This window comes from Ruegeria sp. SAZD011 (assembly GCF_059612545.1).
In genome coordinates this window covers 183,528-203,015 of the sequence record NZ_JBXWQU010000026.1, presented here as the reverse complement: position 1 = coordinate 203,015, position 19,488 = coordinate 183,528, and the positions used below count along the sequence as shown (strand labels likewise).

The following is a 19,488-nucleotide window of genomic DNA, read 5'->3' as shown; positions in this document are numbered from 1 at the left end:
ACCCATTCACGACACCTGGCGAGGCCCGCGATGACGGAACTTCACGGAGAATGCATGTGCGGCGCGGTGACCATCACCGCCACCCCCGCGCGCGACGCGCTGGGCGCTTGTCACTGTGACATGTGCCGCCGTTGGACCAGCAGCGCCTATGTCAGCTTTCCGGTCGAACCGGGTTATGCGGCGCTGGGTCCGGTCAAGGTCTACGGCTCGTCCGACTGGGCCGAGCGCGCGTTCTGCGGCAGATGCGGATCGGCGCTGTGGTACCGGATCACGCTGGCCGGAGAGATGCACGGCCAGACGCAGATGGCGGCCGGCCTTTTCGACAATGCGGGCGGCAACGCCCTGAAACTGGAACTTTACATCGACAAGAAGCCCGAGGGCTATGCGTTCGCGGGCGAGCGCCGGCAGATGACCCAAGCCGAGGTCGAAGCCATGTATGCCCTTCCTGATCAAGGAGACAGCCAATGACCAAATATGACGCAGATTGGGTGCGGGCCGAAGAAGCCAAGCGCAAGTGGATGGCCGAGAACGGTCTCTATTCCGAAGAAGAGGAGCATTCCTCCTGCGGGGTGGGTCTGGTCGTTTCGGTGAATGGCAAGCGCAGCCGCAAGGTGGTCGAGGCCGGGATCGACGCGCTCAAGGCGGTCTGGCACCGTGGCGCGGTTGACGCCGATGGCAAGACCGGCGACGGCGCCGGCATTCATGTGCAGATCCCGGTTCCGTTCTTTTACGACCAGATCCGGCGCACTGGCCACGAGCCGCGCATGAACGAGCTGGTGGCCGTGGGCCAGGTGTTTCTGCCGCGTACCGATTTCGGCGCGCAGGAACGCTGCCGGACCATCGTCGAGACCGAAATCCTGCGGATGGGCTATTTCATCTATGGCTGGCGCCATGTGCCCGTAGATGTGACCTGCCTGGGCGAAAAGGCCAACGCAACCCGGCCCGAGATCGAGCAGATCCTGATCTCGAACTCCAAGGGCGTGGACGAAGAGACCTTTGAACGCGAGCTTTACGTCATCCGTCGCCGCATCGAGAAGGCGGCGCAGGCTGCGGGTATTGCCGGGCTCTATCTGGCGTCGCTCAGCTGCCGGTCGATCATCTACAAGGGCATGATGCTGGCCGAGCAGGTGGCGGTGTTCTATCCCGACCTGATGGACGAGCGGTTCGAATCCGCCTTTGCCATCTATCACCAGCGCTACTCCACCAACACCTTCCCGCAGTGGTGGCTGGCACAGCCGTTCCGCATGCTGGCCCATAACGGCGAGATCAACACGCTCAAGGGCAACCTGAACTGGATGAAGAGCCACGAGATCCGCATGGCCTCGTCCTATTTCGGGGAAAAGGCCGAGGATATCAAACCCATCGTTCCGGGCGGGTCGTCGGATTCGGCGGCGCTGGACGCGGTGTTCGAGGTGCTGGTGCGCGCCGGGCGCAACGCGCCCATGGCCAAGACCATGCTGGTGCCCGAGAGTTGGTCCAAGCAGGCGGTCGAACTGCCGCAGGCCTGGGTCGACATGTATTCCTATTGCAACTCGGTAATCGAACCCTGGGACGGCCCTGCCGCGCTGGCGATGACCGATGGGCGTTGGGTCTGTGGCGGTCTCGACCGCAACGGGCTGCGCCCGATGCGCTATGTTGTGACCGGTGATGGCCTGCTGATCGCAGGGTCCGAGGCGGGCATGGTGCCCACCGACGAGGCAACCGTGGTCGAAAAGGGCGCGCTGGGTCCGGGCCAGATGATCGCCGTCGACATGGCCAAGGGCAAGCTCTACCACGACCGCGAACTCAAGGACAAACTGGCGGGCTCGCGCCCGTTTGGTGATTGGGTCGGCAAGATCAACAATCTCGAAGACCAGCTTGGCGATGTCGAGGAAACCCCGCTGTTCACCGGCGCCGAACTGCGCAAGCGGCAGATCGCGGCCGGCTACACCATCGAGGAACTGGAGCAGATCCTTGCGCCGATGGCCGAGGATGGCAAGGAGGCGCTCGCCTCGATGGGCGATGACACGCCCGCCGCGGTGCTGTCGAAACAGTATCGTCCGCTCAGCCATTTCTTCCGGCAGAACTTCAGCCAGGTGACCAACCCGCCCATCGACAGCCTGCGCGAATACCGGGTGATGAGCCTGAAGACGCGGTTTGGCAACCTCAAGAACGTGCTGGACGAGGATAGCAGCCAGACCGAGATCATCGTGGCCGAGAGCCCCTTTGTCGGCAACGCCCAGTGGGAGACGCTGAAAAAGAACTTCAACGCGCCGCTGGTCGAGATCGACTGTAGCTTTGCCCAAGGCTCGGGCGGGCTGGGCGATGCGCTGGCGCGCATCCGCTCCGAGGCCGAAGAGGCCGTCAGTTCCGGCGCCGGGCACCTGCTGCTGACCGACCAGTATTCCGGACCGGGCAAGGTGGCGATGCCGATGATCCTGGCCACCAGCGCGGTGCACAGCCACCTGACGCGCAAGGGTCTCAGGACCTTCTGCTCGCTCAACGTGCGTTCGGCGGAATGTATCGACCCGCATTATTTTGCGGTGCTGATCGGTTGCGGTGCGACCGTGGTCAACGCCTATCTGGCCGAGGATTCGATTGCCGACCGCATCAATCGCGGTTTGCTGGATGGCAGTCTGACCGAAAACATGGCCCGCTATCGCGAGGCCATCGACCAGGGTCTGCTCAAGATCATGGCCAAGATGGGGATCTCGGTCGTGTCGTCCTATCGCGGTGGTCTGAACTTCGAGGCCGTCGGCCTGAGCCGAGCCATGGTGGCCGAGTATTTCCCCGGCATGACCAGCCGTATCTCGGGCATCGGTATCAAGGGCATCCAGACCAAGGCCGAAGAAATCCATGCCCGAGGCTGGGACAGCGGCTTGGACGTGTTGCCCATCGGCGGGTTCTACAAGGCGCGCAAATCGGGCGAGACCCATGCCTGGGAAGCAACCTCGATGCACATGATGCAGATGGCCTGCAACCGCGCCTCTTACGAGCTGTGGAAACAGTATTCGGCCAAGATGCAGAGCAATCCGCCGATCCACCTGCGTGACCTGTTGGACATCAAGCCGCTGGGCAAGCCGGTGCCGATCGAAGAGGTCGAAAGCATCACCTCGATCCGCAAGCGGTTCGTGACGCCGGGCATGTCGCTGGGCGCGCTCAGCCCTGAGGCGCACAAGACGCTGAACGTGGCGATGAACCGGATCGGTGCCAAATCGGACAGCGGCGAGGGTGGCGAGGACCCGGCGCATTTCGTGCCCGAGTCCAACGGTGACAACCCGTCCGCCAAGATCAAGCAGGTGGCCTCGGGCCGCTTTGGCGTGACCGCCGAGTATCTCAACCATTGCGAAGAGTTGGAGATCAAGGTCGCCCAGGGCGCCAAGCCCGGCGAGGGTGGTCAGCTGCCTGGCATGAAGGTCACCGACCTGATCGCGCGACTGCGCCACTCGACCAAGGGCGTGACGCTGATTTCGCCGCCACCGCATCACGATATCTATTCCATCGAGGATCTGGCGCAGCTGATCTATGACCTGAAACAGATCAACCCGCGCGCCAAGGTGACGGTCAAGCTGGTGGCCTCGTCCGGGGTTGGCACCATCGCCGCGGGCGTGGCCAAGGCCAAGGCCGACATCATCCTGATCTCGGGCGGCAATGGCGGCACCGGCGCATCGCCGGCCACCTCGATCAAGTTCGCGGGCCTGCCATGGGAGATGGGCCTGACCGAGGCGCATCAGGTTCTGTCGATGAACAACCTGCGCGACCGGATCACGTTGCGTACCGATGGCGGTCTGCGCACCGGGCGCGATATTGTCATGGCCGCGATGATGGGGGCCGAGGAATACGGTATCGGCACTGCTGCGCTGATCGCGATGGGCTGTATCATGGTGCGTCAGTGCCAGTCGAACACCTGCCCGGTGGGCGTCTGCACCCAGGACGAATCCTTGCGTGCCAAGTTCACCGGCAATGCCGACAAGGTGGTGAACCTGATCACCTTCTATGCCCAGGAAGTGCGCGAAATCCTCGCTTCGATCGGGGCGCGGAGCCTTGACGAGGTGATCGGGCGGGCCGACCTGCTGGCGCAGGTCTCGCGCGGTTCGGCACATCTGGACGATCTGGACCTGAATCCGCTGCTGATCACCGTCGATGGCGCACAGAACATCGTCTATGACCGGGCAAAGCCGCGCAATGTGGTGCCCGACACGCTGGATGCCGAGATCGTGCGCGATGCCGCGCGGTTCCTGGAGGATGGCGAGAAGATGCAGCTGAGCTATTCGGTGCAGAACACGCACCGGACAGTCGGCACCCGCGTGTCGAGCCATATCGTCAAGCGGTTCGGCATGCGCAACGATCTGCAACCCGACCACCTGCATGTCAAACTGCGCGGCTCGGCGGGCCAGTCGCTGGGTGCCTTCGCCGCGCCGGGCCTCAAGATCGAGGTTTCTGGCGATGCGAACGACTATGTCGGCAAGGGCCTGTCGGGCGGCACTATCGTTGTGCGCCAGCCGCAGATCAGCCCGCTCAAGGCAGACGAGAACACCATCATCGGCAACACCGTGCTGTACGGCGCGACCGATGGGTATCTCTTTGCGGCGGGTCGTGCGGGCGAACGGTTTGCCGTGCGCAACTCGGGCGCCAAGGTGGTGATCGAGGGATGTGGAACCAATGGCTGTGAATACATGACCGGCGGTGTCGCGGTGATCCTGGGCGGCATCGGTGCTAACTTTGGCGCCGGGATGACCGGGGGCATGGCCTATCTCTATGACCCCGACGGCAAGGCCCAGCTTCTGATGAATATGGAAACGCTGGTGACATGCCCGGTGACAGTGGCCCATTGGGAGGCGCAACTGAAAGCGCTGATCGAGCGTCACGCAGAAGAAACCCGCAGCGCGAAGGCGGCTCATATTCTGCAACATTGGGATAGCGAGAAGGGCAATTTCCTTCAGGTTTGCCCCAAGGAGATGCTGAACAAGCTGCCTCATCCGCTCAGCCACGAGTCATTGGCAATGCCGGCCGAATAAACAGCATGGCACGGGCGTCCGACAGACGGCCTGCTGCACCAAAGACCTTCGACCGGGCTGTGTGCGCAGCCCGGTCGTTTTCGTCGGCGCCGGATGCCGGCGTTAACACTTTGGGCACCAGGACACATTTCCGCCTTATTTTCACCTTATTCTGATCTGCGAGGCAGACCCGCGCCTTGGCGTGTGGTGAACAGACCCGGAAAACCGGGCAGGGTGAAAATGGCGAATATCAAGTTGATCGCGCAGAACGTGAACGGTGATCCGTTCATTGACGACGGTACAATCAACATCGTGAACAACTCGACAAGCGTTTTGACCTTTGTCGACGTCGATACGCTGTTGAATGATCCGCTATCGGGGGAATACGTGTCTTTCGACGGCGGAACGACACTGTTGACCTATCAATATCTTGGGGTCGGAGACGTTCGCGGCGATCCCGGTCAGCGGGCCTCGTTCATCCGGATCGATTTGGGCGACGGCAATTTCATGACCGTGGCCATGGACATGAATGCCGATTTCGATGATCTGCCGGATCTTCAGAACGGCAATACGCAACTGACCATCGGCACGCTGGATACAACCTCGCCCAACTGGTTTCCTGGGTTTGCGTGTTTTGCGGCCGGGACGCTGATCGAGATCGAAAGTGGCCCGATTCCGGTTGAGACCCTGCGCCCCGGCGATCTGGTGAGAACGGTGGACAGCGGCTTTCAACCGCTGCTGCAATTGGCAAAGGCAACCGTTCGCGGTGACGGGGCCCTGGCACCTGTTCTGTTCAAGGCCGGTGTGCTGGGCAATTACCGTGATCTCTATGTCAGTCAGCAACACAGGATGCTGATCACCGGCTGGCGGGCAGAACTGGCCTGCGGCGACAGCGAGGTGTTCGTCCCGGCGCGTCTGCTGGTCAATGACAGCACGATCCGCATCGTCCCTCGCCACAAGGTCACATATTATCACCTGCTGCTGGCCCGACATGAAATCGTGTTCTCCGAGGGCATACCGACAGAGAGCTACTTCCCGGGCGCTTTCGAAGACTTGATGGGCTCAGCCGGTGAAACCACCGAAGCGTCCCTGTTCCCTGATCTTTCGGTCCCCGAAGGGCATGGGTGGCAGACCGCCAGACGGGTGGCCAAGTCCTCGGAGGCACATTTCTTGTCGGCGGCATGAGCATGATGGCTTTGTGCGTTCAGATCGACACGGAACTGCGCTAAAAGGCGTTCATGGCCAAGCGGACTGCGAATTCCAGAAACAAAAAGGCCCGTAAGGCCAAGAGCGAGAGAAAGCCCATGAGATGGGCGCTGCGCTGGGTTGGCCGCGTGTTTCTGGCCGGGTTTGCGCTGCTGATGGCGTTGGTGCTGCTCTTTTCGGTGATCAATCCGCCGATCACCCACACGATCTGGTCCGAGTATCGCCGCCTGGGCAAGGTGGAACGCGAATGGGTGCCGCTGGAGCGGATTGAGCCGGTGATGGCGCGGTCGGTTGTGGCGGCAGAGGACGCCAACTTTTGTCTGCATTGGGGATTCGACGTCAATGCGATCCGTGCGGCGATTGGCGAAGGGTCGGGTCGTGGCGCTTCGACCCTGTCGCAACAGGTGGTGAAGAACGTGTTTCTGTGGCAGGGACGCAGCTGGATCCGCAAGGCGCTGGAAACCGCGATCACGCCGCTGGTGGAATTGACCTGGTCCAAGCGCCGCATCGTCGAGGTTTATCTGAACGTGGCCGAGATGGACGAGGGCGTGTTCGGCGTGGCGGCGGCGGCCGAGGGCTATTTCGGCGTAACCCCTGACAAACTGTCGGCGCAGCAGGCGGCGCGGATTGCCGCCGTTCTGCCCAACCCGCGCGAGCGTTCCGCGTCGGATCCATCACCCAGGCTGCGCAAGCGCGCGGCGGCGATCATGGATGGCGCGGCAACCATCGCGGCCGACGGACGAGCGGACTGTTTCGAATAGGGCGCGTTTGCGTCACGCGGTGTCGAGGCGGAATTTCAGAAACCGGTGCCCGGCATGATCGACTTCACCCATCGGGCGCGCACCGAGGCGGCGCAGTGCGCCCAGATGGCGGCGCGAGGGCGGTAGCAGAAAGGTAACGAAGGGAATACGCGGATCGGTATGGGCAAAGTCCAGTGCCTTGCGTGCAATGGGCAGGCCCAGCCCGAAATGCTCGGGACAGAGGACCAGGCCGAAATCCCATTCCCCTTCTTCGCGCTGAAAGCCGCCCCAGCCCACATATCGGCCCTGATGCAAGAACGCCCAATGGCCTAGTCCGTCCCGGTCCCAGCAGGCCTCCTTTGCCTGGATGAACCCGGCGGTCTGCGCATCGCTCCAGCTGGCAGGCATCAGCGGCATGTGAACAGCCAGACGCGGATCGCGCATATGGGCGGTGATCAGGTCGGGGTCGACCTGTGACAGCCGTGAAAAGGTGAATGTCTCAGGGATCGTTGCGGTCATCGGTCGGGCTCGTTCAGCGGTTCGGTATCTGCCCCCGCGTAGTGGTCGGCGTCAATCCGCGCAGCGTCACGATTGCGTGTCGCCCTGCCGCTCTTCAGGGCCTGTTTCGTCCGGGGGAACTTGCACTTGCACCGCTGCCGGGGCTATTGCTGACGGGCAAGACCTCATTTGATCCGGATCCCCATGGCGCGCCTGTTTCACGTCCCCCTGTCCCCGTTCTGCCGCAAGGTCCGTCTGTTGCTGGCCGAAAAGAAGATCGAGGTTGAACTGGTCGAGGAACGCTATTGGGAAGGTGACCCGGATTTTCTGCGCCGCAACCCGGCAGGCAAGGTGCCGGTGATCAAGCTCGACGGCAAGATGTTGGCCGAAAGCGCGGCCATCTGCGAGTATATCGAAGAAACCCGCCCCGAACCGCCGCTGATGCCCAAGGATGTTGACGGACGGTACGAGGTGCGCCGCTTGGTCAGCTGGTTCGACGACAAGTTTCATAACGAGGTGACCGCGAACCTTCTCTATGAAAGGGTCAACAAGAAGGTGACCGGGCAGGGCTATCCCGACAGCCGCAATGTCAAGGCCGGGGCCAAGGCGATCAAGTATCATCTCGACTACATGGCCTGGCTGCTGGATCATCGCCGCTGGCTGGCAGGTGATCAGATGACGCTGGCCGATTTTGCCGCTGCCGCGCATCTGTCCTCGCTCGATTACATCTCGGATGTGGACTGGAACCGCAGCCAGGTGGTCAAGGACTGGTACGCCAAGATAAAGTCGCGGCCTTCGTTCCGGTCGATCCTGGCGGACCAGATCCCCGGTTTCCGTCCACCGCCGCATTATGCGGATCTCGATTTCTGACCCGGTTTGGGGGCGCTGCCCCCGTCGCGCCAAGGCGCGACTCCCCCGGAGTATTTTGGACCAGAAAGAAGCATGAGCGGGGAGTTGAAAGACAGGTTGGTCGCGCGCGCCCTGGAAGAAGGGTTCGTGGCCTGCCGCATCTGCCGCCCCTCGGATGTGCCGGACGTGCCCGAGCGGCTGCGCGCCTTTGTCGAGGCCGGATATCATGGGCAGATGGGCTGGATGGCCGAGCGGATGGAATGGCGCGGCGATCCGGCGGCACTCTGGCCCGAGGCGCGTTCGGTCATCATGCTCGCCGAAAGCTATACCCCTGAAACTGATCCGATGGAGGTGATAGGCCAGCCTGACCGTGCCGCGATCTCGGTCTATGCGCGGGGCAAGGACTACCACGATCTGGTCAAGAAGAGGTTGAAGCGGCTCGCACGCTGGCTGATCGAGGCGGGCGGCGGCGAGGTCAAGGTGTTCGTCGACACCGCCCCGGTGCCGGAAAAGGCGCTGGGGCAGGCGGCGGGGCTGGGCTGGCAGGGCAAGCATACCAACCTGGTCAGTCGGGACTGGGGTAATTGGGCCTTTTTAGGCTCTGTTTTCACCACGCTTGATCTGCCGGTGGATGAGGCCGGGCGCGACAATTGCGGCACCTGCACCGCCTGCCTGACAGCTTGCCCCACCGATGCGTTTCCGGCGCCCTACCGGCTGGATGCCCGGCGCTGCATTTCCTATCTGACCATCGAGCACAAGGGACCGGTGGACGAGGAGTTGCGCAGCAAGTTGGGCAATCGCATCTATGGCTGTGACGACTGTCTGGCGGCCTGCCCATGGAACAAGTTCGCCGTGGCCGCCAGCGACCTGCGCTATGCCGGGCGCCCCGAACTGGAGGCGCCCGCCCTGGCCGATCTGGCGCGGCTGGACGATACCGGGTTCCGGGCGATGTTTTCTGGCTCGCCCATCAAGCGGATCGGACGCGACCGCTTCGTGCGCAACGTGCTCTATGCCATCGGCAATTCCGGTCTGCCGGCTTTGCGCCCGGTTGCGCAGCGTTTGACCAGTGATCCCGACCCGGCGGTGGCGGACGCGGCGCGCTGGGCGGCGGCGCGGCTGGCCTGAGCGCCGCAAACAGGCGGGACATGTCGCTGCAAAGCGGTATTGAGGCACAAGCGAACAGGATGGAGGGGACCCGATGACGCTGTCCTTGGGTGTGGATACGGGCGGAACCTATACCGACGCGGTGCTGATCCGCGACGAACGCGACGTGATCGCGACCGCCAAGGCGCTGACCACGCGGTCGGACCTGGCGATCGGGGTCGGCAACGCCATTCGCGCGGTGCTGGATCAGGCGGGCGTGGCGCCCGGCGATATCGGGCTTGCCTCGCTGTCGACGACGCTGGCCACCAACGCGCTAGTCGAGGGGCAGGGCGGGCGCGTGGCGCTGGTCTATATCGGGTTCGGCGAGAGCGATCTGGACAAGCACGGGCTGCGGGAGGCGCTCAAGGGCGACCCGGCGCTGGTGATCTCGGGCGGACACAGTCATACCGGTGCCGAGGCGGCGCCGCTCGATCTGGGCGCATTGCAGTCGTTTCTTGTCTCTAACAAGGGAATATCGGGTTTTGCGGTGGCGGGCCTTTTTGCCACCCGCAACCCCGAACACGAACTGACGGTTGCCCGCGCGATCACCGAGGCGACCGGGGCGCCGGTGACCTGTTCGCACCAATTGTCCGCCAAGTTGAACGGGCCGAAACGGGCGGTCACGGCGGTGCTCAACGCCCGCCTGATCGGCATGATCGACCGTCTGATCGGCCGCGCGCAGGATACGCTGGTCGAGATCGGCATCGACGCCCCGATGATGGTGGTGCGCGGCGATGGCGCGCTGATGAGCGCCGAGCAGGCGCGTGAGCGGCCGATCGAAACCATCCTCAGCGGTCCGGCGGCCTCGATCGTGGGCGCGCGCTGGCTGACCGGGGTCGAGAATGCGCTGGTCTCGGACATTGGCGGCACCACTACCGATGTGGCCCTGATCCGCGATGGAAGGCCCAAGATCGACCCGGCTGGTGCCCAGGTCGGCGGGTTCCGCACCATGGTCGAGGCAGTGGCGATGCGGACATATGGGCTGGGTGGGGACAGCCAGGTGCATGTGATCACCGAAGGGTTGCAAGGCGGGGTCCATCTTGGCCCGCGCCGGGTCCTGCCCTTGTCGCTGATCGCGGCAGAGGCGGGCGAGGTTGTGCATGCGGCGCTGGACGCGCAGCTGCGCTCGGCCAGTACCGGGGAATATGACGCCCGGTTTGCCCGGCGGGTTCTGGGGGTGCCGGCAGAGGGCATCGGCCCGCGCGAGACGGTGCTGCTCGACCGGTTGGGCACTCGGGTTTTGCCCCTGTCCGATCTGCTCAGGACGCGGATGGAGCAGGGCGCGCTGACCCGGCTGGTGGACCGGGGTATCGTGCAGGTCTCGGGCCTGACCCCGTCGGATGCCAGCCATGTGCTGGGGCGCCTTGACGCGTGGGATGCGGAAGCGGCCCAAAAGGGGATGGAGCTTTTTGCGCGTAAGCGAACCGGCAATGGCGAGCGTCTGGCAAAGGATGCCGAAACACTGGCAATGATGATCATCGACCAGTTGACGGAGCAGACTGCACAGACCTTGTTAGAGACTGCATTTGCCGAAGAGGACGCTGATTTCGACCTGCCGCCAGAGCAGCTTGCCCGCCATGTTCTGACCCGCATGGGTCTGTCGGGGCATCGCGGTCTGCTGGCGCTGGATGTGGCGCTGAACCTGCCTGTTGTGGGGTTGGGGGCGTCGGCGGCCAGCTACTATCCGGCGGTGGGCGCGCGCCTGCGCTGCGACACGATCCTGCCGGAACATGGCGGTGTGGCCAACGCCATCGGGGCGGTGGTGGGCCGGGTGACCTTGCGCCGTGCAGGCAGCGTGACAGCCCCCGCCGAGGGGCGTTACCGCGTGCATCTGGTCGACGGGCCGCAGGATTTCGGCGATCCCGAGCAGGCCATGACCTTGTTAGAGACTGTTTTGCGGGGAGAAGCAGAGCAGGCCGCGCGTGCGGCCGGGGCCGAGGATATCCGTATTCTGGTCAACCGCGACATCCGCCAGGTACCGGTCGAAGGGCGCGAGGTGTTTATCGAGGCCGAGGTGACTGTCGAGGCCAGCGGCCGCCCCCGTATCGCGGCAGAGTGAACCGGGCGCGCAACAGGCGCGCCCGGACAAAATCAGGCTCTATTCCGCGGCATCCGCGCGTTTCGGCAACACCCAGTCGGCGCGGGGGAAGTGGCAGGTATAGCCGTTGGGATGCTTTTCCAGATAGTCCTGGTGGTTCTCTTCGGCCACCCAGAAGTCACCCACCGGCTCGACCTCGGTCACCACCTTGCCGGGCCACAGGCCCGAGGCATCGACATCGGCGATGGTGTCGAGCGCGACCGCCTTTTGCGCCTCGTCCACATAATAGATGGCCGAGCGATAGCTGGTGCCCAGATCGTTGCCTTGCCGGTTCACCGTGGTCGGGTCATGGATCTGGAAAAAGAATTCCAGCAATTGTCGGTACGAGATGCGCGCCGGGTCGAACCAGATCTCGATTCCCTCGGCGTGGGTGCCGTGATTGCGATAGGTGGCGTTGGGCACGTCACCGCCGGTATAGCCGACGCGGGTGCGGTCCACCCCGGGCATCTTGCGGATCAGATCCTGCATGCCCCAGAAACATCCTCCTGCCAGAACGGCGCGTTCAAGGCTCATGCGATATCCTCCACCTGATCGAGATAGTCAGCGTACCCCTCTGCCGCCATGTCATCACGATGGACAAAACGGAGCGAGGCCGAGTTGATGCAATAGCGCAGTCCGCCGCGATCGCGCGGACCGTCGGGAAAGACATGGCCCAAATGGCTGTCCCCATGTTTCGAGCGGACCTCGGTGCGGATCATGCCATGGGTACGATCCTCGAATTCCAGCACATGGGCGGTTTCGATCGGCTTGGTGAAGCTGGGCCAGCCGCAGCCCGATTCGTATTTGTCCGACGACGCAAAAAGCGGTTCGCCCGATACGATGTCGACATAGATGCCCGGTTCCTTGTTGTGCAGCAGCTTGCCAGTACCGGGACGTTCCGTGCCGCTTTGCTGGGTGACATGGTATTCTTCGGGGCTTAGCGCGGCGATGGCCTCGGGAGATTTCGTGTAACGGGTCATGGAGCCTCCGTTCAGGGGTATTCATGCGCAGTATTTGAGATCGGATTGCCGAAAGCAAAGGGTTGTTTCGCAGCCCTCGCGAAGACGTGCATTGATCCGTATCACCTTGCCGTACGTAACCTGAGGGAAAGGAGAGCCAAGATGTACCGCATCGTTTTTCTGATCTTTCTACTGCTTGTCGGCCGTTCGGTGCAGGCAGGACCTGTATCCGGCGTGTTCCCTTCGATCGACGGTGGTTCGTTGTCGATGGAGGATTGGCGCGGACGACCGGTGCTGGTCGTCAACACCGCGTCGCAATGCGGGTTCACTGGCCAATATGCCGGTTTGCAAAACCTTTGGGAAACCTATCAGGATGCCGGGCTGGTTGTTCTCGCCATTCCGTCGGATGACTTTAATCAGGAATTGGCAACTGCGGCCGAGGTCAAGGAGTTCTGCGCTCTAAACTATGATCTGACGCTGCCGATGACCGACATACTGCATGTGAAGGGGACACAGGCGCATCCGTTCTACAAAGCGGTCAAGGCCGAAACCGGGTTCGAACCGGCCTGGAACTTCAACAAGGTCCTGGTGGCGCCGGACGGATCTGTTGCGGCGACCTTCGGGTCGGCTGTCAAACCCGACTCCGCGCGGATGCAGCGTGAGATCGAGGCATTGCTGAACTAGGGTTTGCGCGCGCTTGCCTGACGCGACAGCTGGACTGCAAGGATACCAGCGGTAGTGATCGCCACGCCGATAGCGTCGAGCGCGCCCAACCGCTCGCCCAATAGGGCGGCGGCGATGGCCACGCCAAACACCGGGTTGAGAAAGTGGAAGGTGGCCGCCCGGATCGCACCGATCCTGTTGAGCAGCAGGACCCAGACAAAGGTGGCGGTTAGGCCGGGCACCAGCGTGGTATAGGCAAAGGCCAGGGCCAGCGGCAGCGTCGGCGTGACATGCACGGTCTCAAAGATCGGGGTGGCGAGAAACAGGACAGCGGAGCCCACCAGCATCTGCAAGCCCACCACCATCATGAAATTCCCGCCCGAGGTCGCCCCGCGCAGGGCGAGCGTGGCGGTGGCCAGCGCCAGCGCGCCCAGACCGCAGAGCAGCACTCCGAACAGATCGACACCCGCGCCGATGCGCGCGCCCATGATCAGGGCAACACCGACAAAGCCCGCCATCAGTCCGACGATTCCCAGCGCCGGAAGCCGCTCGCCGAACAGCAGCCAGCTGGCCAGCGCCACGAGGAGAGGCATGGTCGAAGCGATGATCGCGGCGACCGAGGCCTCGACCGTTTGCATCGCATAGAAGTTGAGGCCCAGATAGAGCGCGTTCTGGCAGATGCCAAAGACGATGGTCGCCTTCCACTGGCCACGGGTCAGGTTCCAGCTTTGCCCCATGGCGCGGGCGATGGCCACGCCCAGAAGGCCAGAAATCAGGAAGCGGCAGGCGAGAGAAAACAGCGGCGAGGCATCTGCCACGATGATCCGTGCCGAGGTGAAGGCCGAGGACCACATGAAGGCAAAGGCCAGCCCCATGGCAATGGCGCGCAGATCCACGGTGTTCTCTCCCTCTCGATCAACGCGGCGACAGTTTCGGAAATCACGGTCCGGTGCAAGGGGGCACCCTCTTGTCACCACGGAAGGCGAGACCGCGCGTTACTCAGGGCAAGAGGTAAAAGGGGCGCAAACGCAAGGACCGCCCCGAAGGGCGGCCCGAAAAGCATGAGATCCGGTTGGGATCAGCCGTTCACGCTGTCCTTCAGCGCCTTGGCGATGGTCATCTTGACCACCTTGTCGGCTTCCTTGGTAAAGGTCTCGCCGGTGGCAGGGTTGCGAACCTGACGCTCGGGGCGCTCGCGGCAATAGATCTTGCCGACGCCCGGCAGGGTCACGGCACCACCGCCCGACACTTCGCGGGTGATCAGCGCGCAGACCGCGTCCAGAGCGGCGCTGGCGGTTTTCTTGTCACTGCCCATATCCTCGGCCAGTGCGGCAACGAGCTGAGTTTTGGTCATAGGCTTTGCCATTTCTTGGTCTCCTTTTTCGTGCCCGATCCATAGGGCCTCATTGCGGCAATCTAACTTTATCTTGTGAGCGAACACAACGAATAGTAGCGCCGAAAATCCCGAAAATAGGGGATTTTCGGCGTTTTTCCGCAGTCAGAGGAAGGCTGTTTCGTCAAATGACCGCAATTTGCGGCTGTGCAGCCGTTCCAGAGGCATGCCACGCAGGGCTTCCATGGCCCTGATCCCGATGCGCAAATGGCGGCTGACCTGCGTGGTATAGAAGGTCGAGGCCATGCCGGGAAGCTTCAATTCGCCATGCAGCGGCTTGTCGCTGACACAAAGAAGCGTGCCATATGGGACCCTGAATCGATAGCCGTTTGCGGCGATGGTCGCGCTCTCCATGTCGAGTGCGATGGCGCGAGATTGGCTGAGGCGTTGCACCGGGCCCGACTGGTCGCGCAGTTCCCAGTTGCGGTTGTCGATGGTGGCGACGGTGCCGGTGCGCATGATCCGTTTCAGGTCATAACCGCTGAGTTCTGTCACCTCGGCCACCGCTTGTTCCAGTGCGATCTGGATCTCGGCCAGCGCCGGGATCGGAACCCAGACCGGCAGATCGTCGTCCAGCACGTGATCCTCGCGCAGATAGGCATGGGCCAGCACGAAATCCCCCAGCGCCTGGGTGTTCCTGAGGCCGGCGCAATGACCCACCATCAACCAGGCATGCGGGCGCAAAACGGCGATATGGTCGGTCGCGGTCTTGGCGTTCGAAGGGCCGACGCCGATATTGACCAGGGTGATGCCCGAACCGTCGGCACGTTTCAGGTGGTAGGACGGCATTTGCGGCAGTTTGGCGGGCGTATCCAGCGTGGCGTCGGCCGTGGTGATCTCGACATTGCCAGTGCTGACAAAGCTGGTGTAGCCGCTGTCGGGATCAGCCAGCTGGGCGCGGGCATAGGCCTCGAACTCGGAGACATAGAACTGGTAGTTGGTGAACAGGACGTGGTTCTGGAAATGCGCCGGGTCGGTGGCGGTGTAATGCGCCAGCCGGGCCAGCGAGTAATCCACCCGCTGCGCGGTGAACAGTGACAGCGGGCCCGAGCCGTCCTCGGACACATGGGTGCCGTTGACGATATCGTCATTTGTGGTGGCCAGATCCGGCACGTCGAACACGTCGCGCAGGGTAAATCCGGCGGCGCCTTCGTGTGGGACAACCAGATCGGGGGCATTTGCCACCGCGAAATGCAGCGGGATCGGCGTGGTCGACGCGCCGATCTGCACCGGTTGGCCATGGTTGCGGATCAACAGGCCGATCTGCTGGGTCAGGTAGGACCGGAACAGGTCGGGCCGCGTGACGGTGGTCGCATGGGTGCCGGGATGCGAAACATGGCCAAAGCTGAGCCGGCTGTCCACCTGCGCATAAGACGAGGTTGAGAAGCGGATCTCGGGGTAATAGGCGCGAAATCGGGTGCCTGGGTCCAGACCCTGCATTGCGCTGCTGAACCTGTCACAAAGGAAACCGGTCGACTGATTGTAGAGCGCTTCGAGCCGCGCGACAGCCTGGGCCGCGTCGGTGAAAAAAGCTGGTTCGGGGGTTTCGGGGGTGATCAGCTGCGTCATGCAAGTGGCTCCAGCAGGTCGATCCGCTGAAAGCTGCGCACATCGATCAGGCCAAGATCGGAAATACGCAGTTCGGGGATCACCACCAGCGCCAGCAGCGAATGCTGCATGTAGGCGTTGTTGAGCGTGCAGCCGCAGGCGGCCATCGTTTCGACCATCTTCTGCGCCTTGGCGGCGACCTCGGCGGCGGGGCTGTCGGACATCAGCCCGGCGATGGGCAGTTCCACCAGCGCCAGTTCCTGGCCCTCGCGCCAGATGGTGATGCCGCCGCCGACCTCGGCCAGCCGGTTTGCGGCCAGCGCCATCTGGTCGCGGTCGGTGCCCACCACGATCATGTGGTGGCTGTCATGCGCCACGGTCGAGGCCATGGCCATGCGACCCTGATAGCTAAAGCCCGAGACAAAGGCATTGGTAACGCCGCCGGTGGCGCGGTGGCGTTCGACCAGCGCGATCTGGCAGACATCGCCCTCGCCTTCGACCAGCCCGCCGATGATCGGCAGTTCCGCTTTCAGCGCCTTGGTCGGCGCCTGGTTTTCCACCACGCCTATCACATTGGCGCGGACCCGGTTGGCGCCGGTTGGCGCCTTGATCTCGAAATCGGACGCGCTGAGCGTGTGGCCCAGATGCACGGTATTGCGGGCAGTATCGGGCCAGTCGTAATGCGGGCATTCGACGGTGATCTTGCCGTTCTCGGCCACCACCTGCCCGCGCGCGATCACCATCTCGATGGGCAGGTCGCGCAGGTCCGAGGTCAGGATCACGTCGGCCCGGCGGCCGGGTGCGGTCGAGCCCAACTCGCGCTCCAGCCCGAAATGGGTGGCGGTGTTGATCGTCGCCATTTGCAGCGCGATCATCGGGTCGCAGCCACAGGCGATGGCATGGCGCACCACCCGGTTCATATGCCCTTCATGCACCAGCGTGCCCGAGTGGCAATCGTCGGTACACAGGATGAAGTTGCGCGGATCGAGCCCCTTTTCGGTCACCGCGGTTATCTGGGATTCGACGTCATACCAGGCGCTGCCCAGCCGCATCATGCTGCGCATGCCCTGCCGGACGCGCGCGATGGCATCGGCCTCGCAGGTGCCCTCGTGATCGTCGGCCGGGCCACCCGCCACATAGGCGGCAAAGGCGGGACCCAGATCGGGCGAGGCATAGTGCCCGCCCACCGTCTTGCCCGCGCGCTGGGTGGCGGCGATCTCGGCCAGCATCTTGGGGTCGGCATTGGTGACACCGGGAAAGTTCATCATCTCGCCCAGACCGATGATGCCGGGCCATGTCATCGCCTCGGCCACATCCTCGGGCGTGATCTCATATCCGGTGGTTTCCAACCCCGGCGCCGAGGGGGCGCAGGACGGCATCTGGGTAAAGATGTTGACGGGCTGCATCAGCGCCTCGTCATGCATCATCCGCACACCGGCGAGGCCAAGGACATTGGCGATCTCGTGCGGGTCGGTGAACATGGTGGTGGTGCCATGCGGGATCACGGCGGCGGCAAACTCCGCCGGGGTCAGCATGCCGCTTTCGATATGCATATGCCCGTCACAAAGACCGGGGATCATATAGCGGCCGTTCGCCTCGATGATCTGGGTGTCGGGTCCGGTGCAATGGCTGGCATCGGGGCCGACAAAGGCGATGCGCCCTTCGGCAATGGCGATGGAGTGGCCGGGCAGTGCCTCGCGCGTGTGCACGTTGATCCAGATGCCGTTACGGATGATCATGTCTGCCGGTTCGCGGCCTGCGGCGACAGCGACCAGACGGGGGGCCACATCGGCCCAATCGGGGAAAGTCTTGTGTTCCATGGCGCAGCTTTTCCGAAACCGCGACCGGGTGCAAGCCCCGCCGAAAGGGTTTCATCAAAGCTTCGTCATTGCCCGCTTGACAGCGGCAGGCGGTCGGCGTGACCCTGACGGAATGGATTATGATACGATAGATGCAGATGGGTTCGGGCGGTCGCTCAGGGGGATCGGGCTGAACCTGTTGGTGCGGGATGTTGCGGCGGAATGTGCTTTTCTAGAGGCTGTTTTCGCGATGAGGTCGCATCAGGTGACAGCGGATTTCGCCATTGTCACCTATGGTGCGCAGGTGTTCCAGCTGCACAGCGACGGCACCTATCATGCGAACCCGCTGTTGGGGCTTTTGCCAGAGAACCCGCCGCGCGGCGGGGGCCTCGAAATCAGGCTTTATGACAGCGATCCCGATGCGTCGGTGGCGCGGGCCGAGGGGTTTGGCGCGACCATCCTTCAAGCGCCGACCGACAAGCCTCATGGCCTGCGCGAGGCCTATATCCTGTGCGACAACGGCTATGCCTGGGTGCCGAGCCGGCCCAAGGACAGCGCGTGACTGCAGCGCGCCAAGGGCGCGCTGCCCGGCCCAACGGGAGGAGGGGCTGCGCCAGCGGCATCGACGACGGGCGGGAGCGCCCCTTTCCCGGATCACCCGGCCTCGCGGGCGATCTCGGTCCGGATCCAGTTGGCAAAGGCGACCGCGCCGGGGGTCTCCTCGGCCTGTGGTGACAAAAGCAGGTAATAGGCTTCGGGCATTTGCACGCTGTGATCGAAAGGGGTGATCAGGCGACCCTCGGCCAACAGGCGCGACACGATCACCTTGTGCCCCATGCATAACCCGCCGCCTGCCATCGCCACGGAAAGCCCGACCATATAGGTGGTGGCATAGGTGATCGGTGGATTGGGCCAGGGCAGGCCCACGTCTTCGGCCCAGCTTGCCCAGTTCGACAGCAGGTTCGAGCAGTCGTAGAGCGGCTGTTCATGCAGGTTTTCAAGCGTGACCGGATAGCCCGGAACACAGACCGGGAAATAGCGATCGGTTGTCAGCAATTCGGTCCGCACCGTATCCGCCGGTCGCAAGGAATAGCGGATCTCGACCGCCGCGCCTTCGGCCATTTCGCGCGGCTCCCAAAGCTCGGTGAAGATGTTCAGATGCACATCCGGGTGCAGCGCGCGGAACCGGGGCAGGCGCGGGCCCAGCCAGTTGACCGCGAAGGTGATGTTGCATTGCACCTGCACCGTGTTCTGGTGATCGCCGGTCACCGCGCGCGTGCCCCGGATCAGGGTGCGGAACGCCTCGCGCACCACCGGCAGATAGGTGATCCCGGCCTCGGTCAGTTCCAGCGCCCGGGGCCGCCGGTGAAACAGCGGCTGCCCAAGGTGCGATTCCAGCGCCTTGATCTGCTGGCTGACCGCGCTTTGCGTCATGTTCAGATCACGCGCGGCGCCGGTAAAGGACAGGTGGCGGGCGGCGGCCTCGAAGGTGCGCAACCAGCCCAGCGGGGGAAGGGGGTTCTGCATCCCATAACCTTGCCATAAGTGTTTCTAATGCGAAATGGGTGAATTTTTCGTTGGTCAAACCTAATGTCAAAAGGCAGGTTTTGGGCAGTCACACCGCCAGCCCGAGATCA

17 protein-coding genes are annotated in these 19,488 nt (G+C 63.3%); 9 read left to right on the top strand and 8 right to left on the bottom strand.

Features of this window, described 5'->3' with window-relative positions; genetic code table 11:
* The first annotated feature begins 30 nt into the window (after positions 1 to 30).
* The 4 genes from AC2FLM_RS14285 to mtgA all read left to right on the top strand — a co-directional run bounded on the left by AC2FLM_RS14285 (position 31) and on the right by mtgA (position 6,943).
* Entirely contained in the window at positions 31 to 468 is a 438-nt protein-coding gene (locus AC2FLM_RS14285) for a GFA family protein (protein ID WP_234139957.1), read from the top strand.
* A complete protein-coding gene (gene gltB / locus AC2FLM_RS14280) occupies positions 465 to 4,997 on the top strand; it encodes a glutamate synthase large subunit (RefSeq protein ID WP_496858778.1) in 4,533 nt (1,510 codons plus the stop codon). Before AC2FLM_RS14285 ends, gltB begins: the two co-directional genes overlap by 4 nt.
* Before the next feature lie 93 nt (positions 4,998 to 5,090).
* Positions 5,091 to 6,161 carry a Hint domain-containing protein gene (locus tag AC2FLM_RS14275; RefSeq protein ID WP_496858776.1) on the top strand — a complete coding sequence of 357 codons (1,071 nt, stop codon included), beginning with the start codon at positions 5,091 to 5,093 and terminating at the stop codon, positions 6,159 to 6,161.
* 119 nt (positions 6,162 to 6,280) lie between these two features.
* A complete protein-coding gene (gene mtgA / locus AC2FLM_RS14270; RefSeq protein ID WP_496858774.1) occupies positions 6,281 to 6,943 on the top strand; it encodes a monofunctional biosynthetic peptidoglycan transglycosylase in 663 nt (220 codons plus the stop codon).
* A gap of 12 nt (positions 6,944 to 6,955) precedes the next feature.
* On the opposite strand, the gene AC2FLM_RS14265 is transcribed toward mtgA, so the two are convergent.
* Entirely contained in the window at positions 6,956 to 7,441 is a 486-nt protein-coding gene (locus AC2FLM_RS14265; RefSeq protein WP_234221831.1) for a GNAT family N-acetyltransferase, read from the bottom strand.
* Between the two features lie 183 nt (positions 7,442 to 7,624).
* Between AC2FLM_RS14265 and fzlA the strand changes: the two genes are divergently transcribed.
* From fzlA to AC2FLM_RS14250, 3 genes are all read left to right on the top strand, one after another.
* Positions 7,625 to 8,290, top strand: a complete 666-nt coding sequence (gene fzlA, locus AC2FLM_RS14260) for an FtsZ-binding protein FzlA (RefSeq protein WP_234221833.1) — start codon at positions 7,625 to 7,627, stop codon at positions 8,288 to 8,290.
* Between the two features lie 72 nt (positions 8,291 to 8,362).
* Positions 8,363 to 9,394, top strand: coding sequence for a tRNA epoxyqueuosine(34) reductase QueG (gene queG, locus AC2FLM_RS14255; protein WP_496858772.1), 1,032 nt, complete (start codon positions 8,363 to 8,365; stop codon positions 9,392 to 9,394).
* A gap of 73 nt (positions 9,395 to 9,467) precedes the next feature.
* Complete coding sequence (locus AC2FLM_RS14250; RefSeq protein WP_496858770.1) at positions 9,468 to 11,471, top strand: hydantoinase/oxoprolinase N-terminal domain-containing protein; 2,004 nt, start codon at positions 9,468 to 9,470, stop codon at positions 11,469 to 11,471.
* Positions 11,472 to 11,510: 39 nt separating this feature from the next.
* Here AC2FLM_RS14250 and msrA read toward each other — a convergent pair whose 3' ends face one another.
* Positions 11,511 to 12,023 (bottom strand): peptide-methionine (S)-S-oxide reductase MsrA, encoded by a 513-nt coding sequence (msrA, locus tag AC2FLM_RS14245; protein ID WP_496858768.1) that lies wholly within the window; start codon positions 12,021 to 12,023, stop codon positions 11,511 to 11,513.
* Positions 12,020 to 12,469: a peptide-methionine (R)-S-oxide reductase MsrB gene (gene msrB / locus AC2FLM_RS14240; RefSeq protein WP_234139948.1), complete on the bottom strand. Its 450-nt coding sequence runs from the start codon at positions 12,467 to 12,469 to the stop codon at positions 12,020 to 12,022. The genes msrA and msrB overlap by 4 nt, the downstream gene beginning before the upstream one ends.
* Before the next feature lie 141 nt (positions 12,470 to 12,610).
* On the opposite strand from msrB, the gene AC2FLM_RS14235 reads away from it, so the two are divergent.
* Complete coding sequence (locus AC2FLM_RS14235) at positions 12,611 to 13,132, top strand: glutathione peroxidase (protein ID WP_275671673.1); 522 nt, start codon at positions 12,611 to 12,613, stop codon at positions 13,130 to 13,132.
* Here the strand turns inward: AC2FLM_RS14235 and AC2FLM_RS14230 are convergent.
* The 4 genes from AC2FLM_RS14230 to ade all read right to left on the bottom strand — a co-directional run bounded on the left by AC2FLM_RS14230 (position 13,129) and on the right by ade (position 17,872).
* Positions 13,129 to 14,007, bottom strand: a complete 879-nt coding sequence (locus AC2FLM_RS14230; protein WP_234221839.1) for a DMT family transporter — start codon at positions 14,005 to 14,007, stop codon at positions 13,129 to 13,131. The genes AC2FLM_RS14235 and AC2FLM_RS14230 overlap by 4 nt on opposite strands.
* 182 nt (positions 14,008 to 14,189) lie before the next feature.
* The gene (locus AC2FLM_RS14225) at positions 14,190 to 14,477 is read right to left on the bottom strand and encodes an HU family DNA-binding protein (RefSeq protein ID WP_234144607.1); all 288 of its coding nucleotides are present in this window, start codon (positions 14,475 to 14,477) and stop codon (positions 14,190 to 14,192) included.
* Between the two features lie 132 nt (positions 14,478 to 14,609).
* Complete coding sequence (locus AC2FLM_RS14220) at positions 14,610 to 16,073, bottom strand: AMP nucleosidase (protein ID WP_234221841.1); 1,464 nt, start codon at positions 16,071 to 16,073, stop codon at positions 14,610 to 14,612.
* Entirely contained in the window at positions 16,070 to 17,872 is a 1,803-nt protein-coding gene (ade, locus tag AC2FLM_RS14215) for an adenine deaminase (protein ID WP_496858765.1), read from the bottom strand. Before ade ends, AC2FLM_RS14220 begins: the two co-directional genes overlap by 4 nt.
* 112 nt (positions 17,873 to 17,984) lie before the next feature.
* On the opposite strand from ade, the gene AC2FLM_RS14210 reads away from it, so the two are divergent.
* Entirely contained in the window at positions 17,985 to 18,413 is a 429-nt protein-coding gene (locus tag AC2FLM_RS14210) for a VOC family protein (RefSeq protein WP_496858763.1), read from the top strand.
* A 92-nt stretch (positions 18,414 to 18,505) separates the two neighbouring features.
* Here the strand turns inward: AC2FLM_RS14210 and AC2FLM_RS14205 are convergent, their stop codons facing one another.
* Positions 18,506 to 19,378 carry a LysR family transcriptional regulator gene (locus AC2FLM_RS14205; protein ID WP_234165373.1) on the bottom strand — a complete coding sequence of 291 codons (873 nt, stop codon included), beginning with the start codon at positions 19,376 to 19,378 and terminating at the stop codon, positions 18,506 to 18,508.
* Positions 19,379 to 19,488: the final 110 nt, after the last annotated feature.

Coding starts and splice junctions, on each gene's coding strand:
- msrA (WP_496858768.1), bottom strand. CDS start 12,023: ATGAGCCTTGAACGCGCCGTTCTGGCAGGAGGATGTTTCTGGGGCATG.
- AC2FLM_RS14275 (WP_496858776.1), top strand. CDS start 5,091: ATGCCGGCGTTAACACTTTGGGCACCAGGACACATTTCCGCCTTATTT.
- AC2FLM_RS14225 (WP_234144607.1), bottom strand. CDS start 14,477: ATGGCAAAGCCTATGACCAAAACTCAGCTCGTTGCCGCACTGGCCGAG.
- fzlA (WP_234221833.1), top strand. CDS start 7,625: ATGGCGCGCCTGTTTCACGTCCCCCTGTCCCCGTTCTGCCGCAAGGTC.
- AC2FLM_RS14205 (WP_234165373.1), bottom strand. CDS start 19,378: ATGCAGAACCCCCTTCCCCCGCTGGGCTGGTTGCGCACCTTCGAGGCC.
- queG (WP_496858772.1), top strand. CDS start 8,363: ATGAGCGGGGAGTTGAAAGACAGGTTGGTCGCGCGCGCCCTGGAAGAA.
- gltB (WP_496858778.1), top strand. CDS start 465: ATGACCAAATATGACGCAGATTGGGTGCGGGCCGAAGAAGCCAAGCGC.
- AC2FLM_RS14285 (WP_234139957.1), top strand. CDS start 31: ATGACGGAACTTCACGGAGAATGCATGTGCGGCGCGGTGACCATCACC.
- AC2FLM_RS14250 (WP_496858770.1), top strand. CDS start 9,468: ATGACGCTGTCCTTGGGTGTGGATACGGGCGGAACCTATACCGACGCG.
- AC2FLM_RS14265 (WP_234221831.1), bottom strand. CDS start 7,441: ATGACCGCAACGATCCCTGAGACATTCACCTTTTCACGGCTGTCACAG.
- mtgA (WP_496858774.1), top strand. CDS start 6,281: ATGAGATGGGCGCTGCGCTGGGTTGGCCGCGTGTTTCTGGCCGGGTTT.
- AC2FLM_RS14210 (WP_496858763.1), top strand. CDS start 17,985: ATGGATTATGATACGATAGATGCAGATGGGTTCGGGCGGTCGCTCAGG.
- msrB (WP_234139948.1), bottom strand. CDS start 12,469: ATGACCCGTTACACGAAATCTCCCGAGGCCATCGCCGCGCTAAGCCCC.
- AC2FLM_RS14235 (WP_275671673.1), top strand. CDS start 12,611: ATGTACCGCATCGTTTTTCTGATCTTTCTACTGCTTGTCGGCCGTTCG.
- ade (WP_496858765.1), bottom strand. CDS start 17,872: ATGGAACACAAGACTTTCCCCGATTGGGCCGATGTGGCCCCCCGTCTG.
- AC2FLM_RS14220 (WP_234221841.1), bottom strand. CDS start 16,073: ATGACGCAGCTGATCACCCCCGAAACCCCCGAACCAGCTTTTTTCACC.